Annotated in this window: 8 protein-coding genes; 1 reads left to right on the top strand and 7 read right to left on the bottom strand. The window is 65.8% G+C overall.

Going from position 1 to position 13,986, the window contains the following annotated elements; translation table 11 throughout:
* Nucleotides 1-121 precede the first annotated feature (121 nt).
* The 3 genes from FTO74_RS00395 to FTO74_RS00385 form a co-directional block, all read right to left on the bottom strand.
* Complete coding sequence (locus tag FTO74_RS00395) at nt 122-1,396, bottom strand: class I SAM-dependent rRNA methyltransferase (RefSeq protein ID WP_162536370.1); 1,275 nt, start codon at nt 1,394-1,396, stop codon at nt 122-124.
* Nucleotides 1,397-1,474: 78 nt separating this feature from the next.
* A complete protein-coding gene (locus tag FTO74_RS00390; protein ID WP_162536369.1) occupies nt 1,475-2,791 on the bottom strand; it encodes an MFS transporter in 1,317 nt (438 codons plus the stop codon).
* 107 nt (nt 2,792-2,898) lie between these two features.
* On the bottom strand, nt 2,899-3,786 hold the full coding sequence (locus FTO74_RS00385; protein WP_162536368.1) for an aldo/keto reductase: 888 nt from the start codon (nt 3,784-3,786) through the stop codon (nt 2,899-2,901).
* 109 nt (nt 3,787-3,895) lie between these two features.
* Between FTO74_RS00385 and FTO74_RS00380 the strand changes: the two genes are divergently transcribed.
* Nucleotides 3,896-5,116 (top strand): NAD(P)/FAD-dependent oxidoreductase, encoded by a 1,221-nt coding sequence (locus tag FTO74_RS00380; protein WP_162536367.1) that lies wholly within the window; start codon nt 3,896-3,898, stop codon nt 5,114-5,116.
* Between the two features lie 137 nt (nt 5,117-5,253).
* Here FTO74_RS00380 and FTO74_RS00375 read toward each other — a convergent pair whose 3' ends face one another.
* From FTO74_RS00375 to FTO74_RS00360, 4 genes are all read right to left on the bottom strand, one after another.
* Nucleotides 5,254-9,756 (bottom strand): choice-of-anchor D domain-containing protein, encoded by a 4,503-nt coding sequence (locus FTO74_RS00375; RefSeq protein ID WP_255462415.1) that lies wholly within the window; start codon nt 9,754-9,756, stop codon nt 5,254-5,256.
* A 252-nt stretch (nt 9,757-10,008) separates the two neighbouring features.
* On the bottom strand, nt 10,009-11,367 hold the full coding sequence (locus FTO74_RS00370) for a nucleotide sugar dehydrogenase (RefSeq protein WP_162536365.1): 1,359 nt from the start codon (nt 11,365-11,367) through the stop codon (nt 10,009-10,011).
* Nucleotides 11,364-12,341 carry an SDR family oxidoreductase gene (locus tag FTO74_RS00365; RefSeq protein ID WP_162536364.1) on the bottom strand — a complete coding sequence of 326 codons (978 nt, stop codon included), beginning with the start codon at nt 12,339-12,341 and terminating at the stop codon, nt 11,364-11,366. The genes FTO74_RS00370 and FTO74_RS00365 overlap by 4 nt, the downstream gene beginning before the upstream one ends.
* A gap of 499 nt (nt 12,342-12,840) precedes the next feature.
* Complete coding sequence (locus FTO74_RS00360) at nt 12,841-13,833, bottom strand: aldo/keto reductase (RefSeq protein ID WP_162536363.1); 993 nt, start codon at nt 13,831-13,833, stop codon at nt 12,841-12,843.
* Nucleotides 13,834-13,986 lie beyond the last annotated feature (153 nt).

Raw genomic sequence — 13,986 nt, 5'->3', positions numbered from 1 at the left:
AAGGACAGACGCGCCAGCTCCCTAACCGCTCGAATATTTATAAGGATCATTTTTAGTTACAAATAAAACACCCCTGTCTCAGAGTTGAGACAGGGGCGTTTCTTTGTAGCGAGCCGCAGATTTATCCCACGCGGCAGATGAGGCACTTCAGGTACGCCGTCTCGGGCAGGGTCACCACCGACGGATGATCCGGGGCTGCGCCGCGTGTCTCCAGCACCTGCACTCGCACGCGGGCATCGGCTGCCGCGCTCGCCACCACTTCGGTAAACTCCGCCAGCGACACGTGCTGCGAGCACGAGCACGTCACCAGCGTGCCGCCCGGACGCAGCATCTTCATCGCCCGCAGGTTCAGCTCCTTGTAACCGCGCAGCGCGCCCTCCATCGCCCGCTTGCTCTTCGCAAACGCGGGCGGGTCCAGCACGATCGTGTCATAGCGCTCGCCGCCATCCTCATACGCTCGCAGCAAGTCGAAGGCGTCGGCCTCAATCCAGTCCACCTTGGCCTTCAGGGTCGGGTTCAGTTCGAGGTTCCGATCCGCGACTTCAAGCGCCGACCGGCTCGCGTCCACGCCCGTCACCTGCTCGCAGGTCTGGGCCAGGTGCAGAGCGAATCCGCCTTGATAGGTGCAGACGTCCAGCGCCCGTCCGCGTCCGTGCCGGGCCGCCGCCGCGTAGTTCAGACGCTGGTCCAGAAAGGCCCCGGTCTTCTGGCCTGCGGAGGCGTCGTAGTGGAACCGCAACCCGTTGATCGTAAACTCCGTCGCCAGCTTGGGGGCTTCGGGATTCTCCGCGAACATGGCCTCCGCAGGCGCTGGTCCCAGCTCTTCCAGCTCTCGCACGCGTGGGTCGGGGCGCTCGACTACGGTCGCCACGCCGGGCAGGGCAAGCTCCCGCGCCAGTATGCTGCGAACGTCTGTCTGCGCCGTTCCCTGTGTGAGCAACTGGAGAACGACAAGGTCGTTGTAGCGGTCGGCCACGATCCCCGGCAGGCCGTCGGCCTCGGAGAAGATCAGGCGGCAGGCGTTGTCCTCGGCGGTCTCGGGCGATAGCTCTGCGCGCAGTGCCAGTGCGGCTTTTACGCGCTCGGCTACGTCGGCGAGATAGCCCTCGCGGTCCAGTGCCGGTGTGTTTGAGACCATCCGCAGCGTGATCTGCGAGGCCGCGCTGAAGAGCGCCGAGCCTAGCGGGATGCCGCGTCCGTCCAGAACCGTGACGACGGCTCCCGGCTCGATTGCCGTCGCGCCGAGCGCGGGGAGGAGCTGCTCCACGTCGGTCCGGTAGACCCAGAGATGCCCTGCGCGGAGCCTGTCTGCCGCGCGTCTGGTAATGACCGCCGCCGGGCCTTGCGTGTGTGCCGTTCCAACCCGGAGCGGCCGAAGTTCGTTCGTCTTTGCCATAGTTCCATGGTCGCACGGAGTTATGACGGAGAAATACGCGAAGCGTCGAGAACCACACGAAGTGCCGCCCGTCCGGCGTTAGGACGCTTTTGTTGTTGTTTCTATTGCCCGTCCGCGCTCGACCAGCTTCTTCGGCACCAGCAGCGTCAGTGCCGATCCAAGAAACAGCGATCCCGCCAGCACGTACATCCCCGCCCGCGTGCTCTGGGTCGCGCTGCTGATCCACCCGATCACGTATGGGCTGACAAACCCGGCTGAGTTGCCCGCCGTGTTGATGAGCGCTATTCCCGCCGCCGCGGCCGTGCCGCCCAGGAACGCCGTCGGCAGGCTCCAGAAGAGTGGCTGGCTGGTGATGATACCCGCCGTCGCCAGCGTCAGTCCGGCGAGCGAGAGCGCCGTATCCCCCGCGAAGATCGTGGCAAAGATCAGCCCCAGCCCGCCCGCCGTAGTCGAGAGCGCCAGATGCCAGCGCCGCTCGCCGCTGCGGTCTGCGCTGCGGCTTACCAGGATCATCGCCACCGCCGCCGCGCCGTAGGGGATCATCGTCAGCAGGCCGATGGAGAGAGGCTTTGTGATCCCGGTCGCCTTGATAATCGTCGGCAGCCAGAAGCTGATGCCGTACAGCCCCATCACCGAGCTGAAGGTAATCAGGCTCAGCAGCCACACCCAGCGGTTGCGCAGCACGCCCAGAATGGAGTGGTACGACTCCTTATGCTGTGCCTCTGCTTCGAGGTGGCCCAGCAGCAGGCTCTTCTCGGCCTCGCTCAGCCAGCGCGCGTCGTGGATGCCGTCGTCCAGCCAGAAGAACAGCACCACGCCCATCGCGATGGCGGGCAGCGCCTCCAGCAGGAAGAGCCACTGCCATCCCGCCAGGTGCCGCACCCCGTTGAACTGTTGCAATATCCAGCCCGAGAGCGGCCCGCCGATGACGCCGGAGACCGGCTGCGCCGTCATGAACAGCGCCACCATCCGCCCGCGCCGCCACGCCGGATACCAGAACGTCAGGTAGAAGATGACGCCGGGGAACATCCCCGCCTCGGCCACACCCAGCAGGCAGCGCATCGTGTAGAAGCTCGCGGGCGTTCGCACGAACAACATGCAGGCTGAGATGATGCCCCAGGTGACCATGATCCGCGCCATCCAGCGCCGAGCGCCGAAGCGGCTGAGCAGCAGATTGCTGGGCAGCTCGAAGCAACAATAGCCGATGAAGAAGATGCCCGCGCCCAGCCCGTAGGTCGCCTCGCTGAAGCGCAGGTCGTGCAGCATCTGAAGCTTGGCGAAGCCGACGTTTACCCGGTCGAGGTAGGCGATGACGTAGCAGAGGAAGAGGATCGGCAGCAGACGCCAGGTGACCCGGGCATAGGTCGCGCGCTCGTCTACTCCGGCTTCGGGCATCCCTTCGTCCCTTCCTTAGAAGCAAAGACATGTCCTACCGGACGGGGCACTTCGTGCGGTTCTCGGCTTCGCGTGGCCCTCCCGTCGGTCGGGAGGGCCGTTTTTGCTTAGGGGCGCAAGCTCGCGGGAGGGTGGCTTACCGCCGACAACGCATCGTAAGCCGCCTGCGGCAGCTCTAAACTTGCCGCTGCAATGTTCTCCTCAAGATGCGCAATCGACGACGTGCCCGGAATCGGCAGAATCACCTTCGACCGCTTGAGCAGCCACGCCAGCGCCACCTGCAATGGCGTCGCCCCCAGCACCTCCGCCTCCTTCTTCACGGCCTCGTGCGCCTCCTTCGCCTGCCCCAGCGGAGCCCACGGCATAAACCCAATCCCGTGCTTCTCACAGTGGTCGACGATGAAGTCCGACTCCCGGTCGGCAAAGCTATAGCGGTTCTGCACCGACACAATCGGCACAATCGCGGACGCCCGCTCCACATGCTCACGGGTCACGTTCGAGAGCGCCACGTGGCGGATCTTGCCCTGCTCGCGCAACTTGGCCAGCGCCCCCACCGACGCCTCGAACGAGACCGCGTTATCCGGCGCGTGAAGCTGGTAGATGTCGATCCGCTCCAGCCGCAGCCGCTTCAGGCTGCCTTCGAGCGCCTCCGCCAGATGCTTGGGACCGGCGTTGTGCGTCCACTGGTTCGGCCCCGGCCGCTGCCACCCGCCCTTGGTCGCGATCACCAGGTCCGCCGGATAGGGGTACAGCGCCTCGGCGATCAATTCCTCGGAGACCCCCGGGCCGTACGAGTCCGCCGTATCGATCAGGTTGACACCCAGCTCGACCGCCCGCCGCAGCGTCGCCAGCGCCGACTCCTTATCGGCCGGAGGGCCCCAGATACCCGGCCCGGTGATCCGCATGGCCCCATAGCCCATCCGGTTGACCGTCAGATCGCCGCCCACCGTAAACGTACCGGCCGCCGCCGCGGAAAGAACTCCACTATTGCTCACAAGAAACCTCCACACCTACCCAAGGATTGGAACGCCAAGCATAGATTAGATGCACCACGGCAGACAAACCTTCGTTCAAGGGAGGATGAAGATTTCATCCCCAGTTAAAATGAATGAGCGGCAATTGAGCCGGGCGGGAGAGGGGCTACAAGACGTGCAGGAAGTAGATGTAGCCATCCTCGGAGCCGGTGCCGCCGGTCTCATGTGCGCCCTCGAAGCCGGTCGGCGCGGACGCCGCGTGCTCGTCCTCGACCACGCCGACAAGCCCGGCAAGAAGATCCTCATCTCCGGCGGAGGCCGCTGCAACTTCACCAACCTCCACGCCACTGCCGCGAACTTCCTCTCGCAAAACCCCCACTTCGCCAAGTCCGCCCTGGCACGGTTCACCCCGGCGGATATCATCGCGCTGGTCGAAAAGCACGGTATTCCGTACCACGAGAAGACCCTCGGCCAGCTCTTCTGCGACCGCTCCGCGAAGGAGATCGTCCAGATGCTCGAGCGCGAGTGCGCCGAGGCTGGGGTCCGGCTCGCACTCGAGACCCGCATAGCCAAAGCGACCCGCGACGGGGAGGCTTTCCGCATCGAGACCTCCTCCGGCATCCTCCGGGCGGACTCCGTCGTTGTCGCTACCGGCGGTCTCTCCATTCCGAAGATGGGAGCCACCGGCCTTGGCTACGAGATCGCCCGCCACTTCGGCCTGCGTATCGTGGAGCCGCGCCCCGGCCTCGTCCCGCTGGTGCTGCACCCCGACGACCGCGACCAATGGTGCGACCTTGCGGGCCTCTCCGCCGAGGTCGTCGCCGCCACCGCGCAGCCGCGCACCCCTGCGTTTCGGGAGAAGGCGCTCATCACCCATCGCGGCCTCAGCGGTCCGGCGATCCTCCAGATCTCCTCCTACTGGCAGGCGGGCCAACCCCTCAGCTTCGACCTGGCCCCCGGTGCCGATGTGCTGGCTCCTCTGCTGGCTCCCAACGCCCGCCGCGATCCCCCCGCCTTTGCCCAGGCTCTTCGATCCATCTTCCCCACACGACTGGCCGAGCGCTGGCTGGCTCTGCATCCTCCGTCCGACTGGACTAACCCCTCACTCGCCGCCGCCGAGCGTCAACTGCACGACTGGACCCTCACCCCTGCGGGCACCGAGGGCTACGCCAAAGCTGAGGTCACCTGCGGCGGCGTCGATACCGCCGACCTCGACGCCCGGACCCTGCAATCCCGCGCGGTTCCGGGGCTGTTCTTCATCGGCGAGGTCGTCGATGTGACGGGCTGGCTGGGCGGATACAACTTCCAGTGGGCCTGGGCCTCTGGCTTCGCTGCCGGGCAGGTCGCTTAGTTCCACCACGCGAAGCAGTAAAAAGGCGTGCAAACGCCCGCCCCGCGCGCAGCGGGCCCGTCCGGCAGGACAAACAACAGCAAAAGCGCCCTAACGCCGGGCAGGCGGCACTTCGTGCGGTACTCGACGCTGCGCGTTTACTGCACCGCCAGTGTCAGGTTCACGCTCCGCACCAGCCCCGCGCTACTCGCCGAAACCACAATCGTAGAACTCCCACCCGGCGTCGTCGAAGGCCCCGTTGGCGTCCCGTCGCCCGGCACCAGCCGCCCCCACCCGCACCCCGTCACCCCAATCAAAACCAACAAAACCACCCCGGCAAACCGCCTCCGTCGCAGAGCCAGCAGCCCCAAAGGCAGCAACCCGGCAAGCCATACCACTTTACGGTTCACTACCGACGCGCTCACCACATCGGTAGCCACAGCCACTGAGACCGTCGTGGTCGTCCCCAAGGCCACGGTGGACGGCGTCACCATGCACTTCGCGTATGCTGGCAGCCCCGAGCAGGTAAACGTCGCCGACCCCGGTACCCCCGCCGGAGAGCTGAGCAGCAGCGCAAATGTCCCGGCTCCGCCGCCCGTCAGCGTCATGCTGGTCGGCCCGTTGGCCGCCAGAGTAAAGTCCACCCCGGCCCCCGTCAGGGCCAGCGTCTGCGGCGAGTTGGCCGCGCTATCCGCAATCGTAAGTACCCCGCCGCGCAGACCCGCCCCCGTGGGCGTAAACACGATCCCGAGTGTGCAGGCCGCCCCCGCCGCCAGCGTGCTGCCGCAGGTGTTCGACCCCGCCGCAACCGCAAAGTCGCCGCTTACCGTCACGTTCCCGACCGACAGCGGAACCCCGCCGTTGTTGGTCAGGGTAACGATCTGGGCCGCCGAGGCCACGCCCAGCGGAGCCGCCGCGAAGACCAGCGGCAGCGACGGTGAGAGCGAGACTCCCGGCGGGGCCAGGCCGAAGCCGCTGAGCGCCACCTGCTGGCTGCGGAACTCGTCCGAGACCGTGAGCGTGCCCGTGTTTGCGCCGATGCTGCGCGGCGTATACGAGACCGAAAACGCGCAACTGGAGTGCGCGTTCAGCGAGTTGCCGCAACCGTTCACCACCGCATAGTCTCCGCCGGTGATCGTGGCCGCGATCAGGGTCAGGGCCACGTCGCCGGAGTTGGTCAGGGTCACCTGCTGGGTCGCGCTGGCCGTGCCCTGCTGCTGCGCCGCGAAGGTCAGGCTCAGCGGCGCGAGGGTGTCGGTGGCGGGAGAGGTGCCGGTACCCGAAAGGCTCGCCGTCTGGATGCCCACGTCGTCCGCGATGGTGAAGGTGCCGGTGGCCGCGCCCGATGCGTTGGGGGCGAAGGCGATCGAGACCGTGCACCCGGTCTGGGACGGCAGGCTCGTGCCGCAGGTGTTGGCCGCGATCTTGAAGGGGCCGGAGATGCTCGGCGTCTCGAGCGCGACCGGCGCGCCGCCCGTGTTCGAGACGGTGACGTTCTGCACCGCGCTGGTGGACCCAATCAGCGTGCTGGGGAAGGTGAGCGCCAGTGGCGTCAGCACAATTGCCGCCGGGGCTGTGCCTGTGCCGTTGAGCGCGACCGTGCCCTGGCCGCCGGGGACATTGGCGTAGACCGTCAACAGGCCGCTGCTCGCGCCTGTCGCCACGGGCGAGAAGGTCACCTGCACGGTGCACGTCGCTCCGGGCTGGATTGGTGTGGCGATGCAGTCGCTGGTCTGCGCATAGCCCGCCGAGGTCGTGATGCTGCTGACCGTCATCGCCGTGCTGCCGGTGTTGGTTACGGTGACGCTCTGGGGGGCGCTCGCCGTGCTCTGCTGTTGGCTGGCGAAGGTCAGGGACGACGGGGTGAGCGAGATCGCGGGAGCAGATGGGCCTAGCGCCGTCAGCAGCGGGATCTGCCAGATGCCACGGCCGTAGGTCGCCGCCCGCAGTTCGCCCGTGCGACCGTCGCCGGCGGCCATTCCCGCCGCCGCTGCGAGTCCGACCACCGGCGAATCGGGCAGGGCAGAACCGTAGATCGTCCAGCAGTTGGTGCTGGCGCAACTTGATACATTTGTTGTTACATATATGCCCGTGTCCATCGCGACGTAGACCGTGTTGGCGTCGTTCGGGTCGACGACCAGGCTGTTGGCGGGCGCGTTGGGCAGGTTGCCGGAGATGTTTGTCCAGTCCGCGCCGAAGTCGACCGACCGGTAGACGTGCGGCGCGTTGACGCCGTTGCCCGCGAAGCCCATCACCGTCGCGTAGACCGTCGCGCCGGTTGTGTCGTGCGGGTCCGCCGTGACGGAGGAGAGATCGAAGCCGCCGGGGTTGAAGACGCCTGCCGACGCAGGATCGTTGCTCACGCTGGAGAGCGCGGCGTCGGTCCATGCTGTCGTGCTGCTCGCGGTGGCCGCCGCCTTGGTCATAAAGAGGTGGCCGGGCAGGCCGCCGCCGCCATCGGAGGTTCCGGCCAGCCCCGCGTACAGTACGGGCGAACCCATGTTTGCCGTCGCGTCGCTCGTTACGCCGCCCGCCGCCAGAGACCGCACCAGCGGCAGAGTGGAGCTGCAACTGCTCGCCGTCGAATCGCCAAAGGGGCTGCTGATCGCATCGCTGCTCGACCACTGCGAACCGTTTGCGGCGGGTCCGCGCCACTCACGGCAGGTTCCTACGATGAGGTTCGAGGTCAGAGCCGGGTCGAGCAGCCAGGGCGCGTCGGTCTCGGAGGTGTCGTTGTCCACCTGGGCCTGCCCGATGGTGGCCAGCCCGGCGAAATCACCAGCAGTGCAGGCTGCGCCGTTCGCGCAACGACCAATGTTCACCCCGGCGGCGGTCGAGAGATACCAGAGGCTCGGGTCCGCAGGGTCGATCGCGACCGTCCCACCCTCGCCTGTCGCCAGTTGTGTCCACGGATTCGTTCCCGCTGAACCAGTTCCTGCGGTGCCGTTCGCGCCCAGGCCCACCAGCAGCGTCGCCGGGTCGGTGGGGTGCTGGGCGAAGCTCACCACCTCGGCCAGCGAGCCTAGCCCGCCGTTCAGGTTGTCGAAGTGGCTCGCGTCAGTGGACGAACAGGGGCTGCCGGACTCGTTCGCTCCGTCGGTTGAGCGCCAGAGGCCGCCGTCGTTGCCCAGGTAGAGCAAGCTGCTGCCACCCAGAAGCGCCAGCGCGTGCTGCGAGGGCGCAACCCTGGCCGGGGCCGCGCAGCCGTTCAGCGCGTTGGTCGTGTCGCGCCACACGCACCCCGCCGTCAGCGAGCAGCGGAAGAGGTCCACCGTTCCGGCGTAGAGCACCGTGTCCGCACCTGCTGGCGCGGCTGCCAGCTCCAGGTTGTACCCGGCCTGCACGATCTCGGTGCTGCCGTTGGCGACCTCGAGCTGGCTCGTCCCGATCTGCTTGCCCCACGCAACCGTCGCGTTGCCGCAGCCGCTGCCCGTGGGGGCGCAGACGTCCTGCCACAGTCCCTGGTCGAGGTTGTTGCCGTCCGTCGTCAGGGCGAACATGTCGCCCGTCGCAGGCTGCACCGCCAGCGCGCCGCGAAAGAGGGGGCAGGCATACTCGCCCGGTGGGCCGGTGTTGGCCGTGCAAGCCGGTTGGGCCAATCCTGCGCCGGGCTGCGCCGCCAGCCGCATCCAGGTGATGCCGTCGAGCGACTCGTAGTAGCCGTGGTAGCGCAGCGCCGCGTAGAAACGTTTGCGCACCGGGTTCCATACCACCGACGTGGCCGCGTTGCCGCCGCCGCTCGACGAGGTAGGCGACTGCACCGTCTGGCTGCCGTCCATGATGGTGGCCATCTGCCACGTCGCGCCCGCATCCTGCGAGTAGAAGAGGCCCATACGGCTGTTCGAGAGCGGCACCGCGTTCACCGTGGCCGCGTCGCCAGCCTGCGTGACCGCCGCTACGACCGTGGTGCTGGAGGAGGCGAAGCCCGCGAAGCTGAGCCCGAGGAAGCTGAAGCTGCCCGCCAGCCCGATGGGGGTCTGCTGGATCAGCGTCCAGGTGACTCCGCCGTCGGTCGAGCGCAGCACGCCGCCGCCGTAGTAGGAGTCCGAGGCGTCGTTCGGGTCGCCCGTGCCCGCGAGCAGTACGCCGTTCGCGAGGGACAGCGCGCCGATGCTCAGCGAGGGCAGCACGGAGGCTCCCGCTCCGGCGTCGAAGACCGGAAGAGTGTCGGTGAGCGGTGTGAAGTGGACATCCGCCACCGGGCCAGCCGCATTGGTGGACTTCCACACGCCACCTCCGGTCGTGCCCACGTAGACCGTGTTACCCGTGGCATCTGCCGGGTCGATGGCGATGGCTGTCACCCGTCCGGTGACGTTGCCGTAGGCCGCTGTGGCTACCTGTACCGGGCCTACCGGCGTCCACGCCGCGCTCAGGCTCGACGCGCGGGGCAGCGCGGCCAACTCCAGATGCTGCTGCCGGGCCGTAGCCAGCGCCTGGGCCGAGATGTGACCGTCCGCAACTGAACGGCCGCGCAGAAATCTCTGCGTCCGCAGGGTGTTTGCCGTCAGCCTTCTGCTGCTTGCGGCCTGCAAGGGGACGAGCTGCTGGCCCCACGCTGAGCCTGCCGCCAACGCCAGCACGCAGCCAACGATAAACGCGGCAAGGCGCTGTTTGCGGCGATACCAGGCAGACGACAGCAAGGTGGTGCAGTCAAAAAGCACAGGGCTCCACTGGTCCATTCAGGCGGCCCGAACGGACGCAGGTCCGCGCGAGCCGGGCAAACGTCTGGAAAAGTCCAGAAGGTCTCAAAGCCGCTTTCGGCTGAGATCAACTTACAACGGAGCCAGAGGTGTCAGAGGGTAGAACGGAGGGGAATTTGCAGAATACAGACGGAAGAGTCCCAGAACGGGAATAAATGATTGGGGAGGAGAGTGTTTCGCGGCAACTCTTCGGCGCTCGCGATTGGCTTGCACTTAACAACGCACAATCTTCTCTGATGTCAGGGATTGTGTCGCGTTCCTAGAATCTATCACCAAGCGAGCCTCTTGCACGATTTTTTCGTAATCATATTCGCTATGGTCGGTGGCGATCAGCACGCAGTCGTACTCGGCCAGCCCGTCGAGCGGCGTGGACTCCATCTGGAGGTCGTACTTGCGCCCCGTGCCCACGCGCGGGAAGAAGGGGTCGTTGTACCGAACCTCCGCGCCCGCCTCGCGCAGCAGCCCGATCATGGTCAGCGACGGCGACTCGCGCAGGTCGTCCACATCGCGCTTATAGGCTACGCCCAGCACCAGCACCTTCGCCCCGGCGAGGGCTGTTCCGGCCCGCTTGAGGGCCCGCTCCAGCGTCTTGACCACGTAGGCAGGCATCGCCTCGTTGGTCTCTCCGGCCAGCTCGATGAACCGCGTAGAGAAGCCGAACTGCTTCGCCTTCCAGCTCAGGTAGAAGGGGTCGACCGGGATGCAGTGGCCGCCCACGCCGGGGCCGGGGTAGAAGGGCTGGAAGCCGAAGGGCTTGGTCGCCGCCGCGTCGATCACCTCCCAGATGTCGATGCCCATGTGCAGGCAGAGCTGCTTCAGCTCGTTGACCAGCGCGATGTTGACGCAGCGGTAGATGTTCTCGAGCAACTTGGTCATCTCCGCCGCCGCCGTGGAGGAGACCGGCACCGTGCGGTGGAAGACCGAGCCGTACAGGGCGCAGGCCGCCGCGCTGGCCGAGGTGTCCACTCCGCCGACGACCTTGGGGATATCGCGGCGCGGCGTGGTCACGTTGCCGGGGTCTTCGCGCTCGGGCGAGAAGGCCACCATGACCCCGTCCAGGGGGGTTGATTCTGCTCCCGGCACCACGCGCTGTACTCGCTGGCCGTGGCGCTCGATCGTCGCCACTATGATCTCGTCGGTGGTGCCGGGGTAGGTGGTGCTCTCGAGCACGACGAGCTGCCCGGTGCGCAGGTGTGGCCCCAGAGCCTCTATCGTGGCGGTCACGGCACGCATGTCCGGGGTGTGGTCGCGGTAGAGCGGTGTGGGCACGCAGATGAGTATGGCGTCCAGTTCGCGCACGCTGGCGAAGTCCGTGGTAGCCACAAAACCCGCGCTGCGAGCGGCGTCGAGGTGCTCCGGCTCGATCCGGTGGATGTAGCTCTCGCTGCGGTTCAGCTTGGCTACCTTCTCCGGGTCGATGTCCAGCCCGGTGATGCGGAAGCCGTCCTCGCTGAAGAGCAGCGCCAGGGGCAGACCGACGTATCCCAGGCCTACAATCCCGATTCGCGCCGTACGCCCGCTGACCCGCCCTAGCCACTCGTCGAGCGTCGCCGCAGCCGTATCAGGAGTCACTTCGCCACATCCTCATTCAAATCCAACTCTCCGCCATGCTCTTCGCGATACCACTCCACCGTCCTCCGCAGGCCTTCTTCAAAGCCGACGACCGGACGGTAACCGAACGCTTCACATGCCGCACTCACGTCCGCCAGCGAGTCGCGTACGTCGCCGGTGCGCTCCGGACCGTACTGCGGCGGCTCCGTGTAACCGAGTAAACCCGCGATGACGGAATAGGTTTCGTTCAGCGTATGGCGCTCGCCACAGGCTACGTTGAAGACACGGCCCGCGACCTTGTCTGCCGGAGCCGACATCGCCAGCAGGTTCGCCTGCACGGCGTTCTCGACGTAGGTGAAGTCGCGCCCCTGCTCGCCGTCGCCGAAGATTACCGGCCGCTCGCCGCGCATCATTTGCAGGATGAACTTCGCCATGACGCCGGAGTAGGGAGAATCCGGTACCTGGCGCGGGCCGAAGATGTTGAAGTAGCGCAGGCACACCGTCTCCAGCCCGTAGACACGCCAGTAGGACTGCATGTACAGCTCGCCGGTGAGCTTCTGTACCGGGTAGGGCGCGATGGGCTGCGGGGCCATCGTCTCGCGCCGCGGAAAGCCGGGCTGGTTGCCGTAGGCCGAGGACGAAGCCGCATAGACCACGCGCTTTACCCCCGCCGCCCGCGCGCCCTCGAGCAGGTTGAAGGTGCCGTTGATGTTCGACTCGTGGCTCGTGCGCGGGTCTTTGACCGAGCGCGGCACGCTGGGCAGAGCGCCCTGGTGCAGGATGAAATCGACGCCCTCGCAGGCGCGGCAGACGCCGTCGGCATCGCGCAGGTCGGTCTCGTAAAGCTCCAGGCGGCCGCTCAGCCCGTTAAGATTGCGCAGAAGGCCGGTGGAGAAGTTGTCCAGCCCGCGCACCTCGTGCCCGTGCGCCACCAGTGCGTGGGCCAGGTGCGATCCGATGAATCCGGCTACTCCGGTAATAAGATACTTCGCCAAAGTGGTATCAGTGCTCCACATCCAGCTTACAAGGACGCGGCGGCGTTCATCTTTAGAACGAAAAGCAAGGCGAAACGGGGATAAAAAGGAAAAAAGGATAAGAGCGGAGCCTGGAGATCTTGGCCTCTCACGCGAAGCGTCCAAGACCGCACGAAGTGCCGCCCGCCCGGCGTGAGGGCGCTTTTGCCTTTGCTTTTGAAGTTGAGAAAAGAAAGCATACCTCGGGGGCTAAAGCCCGGACCTACCCCAGAAGCAACGGCAACGGCAAAGACAGAAGCAGATTCCTCCGCTTCGCTCCTGAATGACAACCAAGAAAACAGGCAACAGCAACTGCAATAGCGCCCTTGCGCCGGGCAGGCGGGCGTTTACACGCCTTTTTACTGCTTCGAGTGGTCCTCCCGTTGGTCGGAAACAAAGATTCTTGCTGCCGACCAATGGGAGGCCCCATGCGGATTACTTTCCCATGCGGCCCCGAGAACCGCACGAAGTGCCGAAGTGCTTAGCTGTGGCCCAGGATTGGGTGCGGCTCGTAAGGCTCTTCCAGACGCTTGATCTCATCTTCCGTCAGCTTGATCGACAGCGCCGACAACGCATCGTCCAACTGATACGGCTTGCTCGCACCAATGATCGGAGCCGAGATTCCCGGCTTTGTCAGCATCCATGCCAACGCCACCTGAGCATTCTTCACTCCGCGCGCCGACGCAATCTCCGTCAACCGATCCACCACTGTGAAGTCCGAGTCCCGGTAGTAGAGCTTGTGCGCGAAGTCGTCCGTCTGCGCCCGCGTCGTCTCGCTCGCGGCCTTGTCCTCGTTGGCCTTGCGGTTGCCCGCCAGGAAGCCGCGCGCCAGAGGGCTCCACGGAATCAGCCCGATCTTCTCCGACAGGCACAGCGGAATCATCTCCCGCTCCTCTTCGCGATAGACCAGGTTGTAGTGGTTCTGCATCGTCATAAACTGCGCCAGGCCGTTCTGCTTCTGGAACTCCAGCATCTTCATGAACTGCCACGCGTACATCGACGAGGCTCCGAGGTAGAGCGCCTTGCCCGCGCGAACCACATCGTTCAGCGCCTCCAGCGTCTCCTCGATCGGCGTCTCGTAGTCGAAGCGGTGGATCTGGTAGAGGTCAACGTAATCGACTCCCAGCCGTTTCAGGCTCTTATCGATCCCGTCCATGATGTGCTTGCGCGAGAGCCCGCGATTATTCTTGCCCTCGCTCATGGGGCTGAAGACCTTGGTGGCGATCACCAGTTCCTCGCGCGGACCACCGAACTCGCGGAGCGCCCGGCCCGTGATCTCCTCGCTCACGCCCAGCGAGTAGATGTCGGCCGTGTCGTAGAAGTTGATGCCCGCCTCCACCGCGCTGCGGATCAGCGGCTTCGACTCCTCCTCGGTGAGCACCCACTGCCGCCACTGCTTGGTGCCGTAGGTCATCATGCCCAGGCACAGACGGGATACCTTCGTCCCGGTCGCTCCAAGATTTACGTACTCCATTGCTTCCCCTCCATTGGGTTGGTTGGACGAAATGATCCGTCAGGACTCGTCGGAGATCGGTTGGGGCAGAATTCCTGCCAGAGTTGATTGGACGCGATTTATCTGCAAAGAGCTTCAACAATCCGGCTTCAGTCCGCATCTAACCGGGCAGAA

This window comes from Granulicella sp. WH15, assembly GCF_009914315.1.
Taxonomy (GTDB): domain Bacteria; phylum Acidobacteriota; class Terriglobia; order Terriglobales; family Acidobacteriaceae; genus Edaphobacter.
This window is presented reverse-complemented; position numbering and strand designations above follow the sequence as displayed.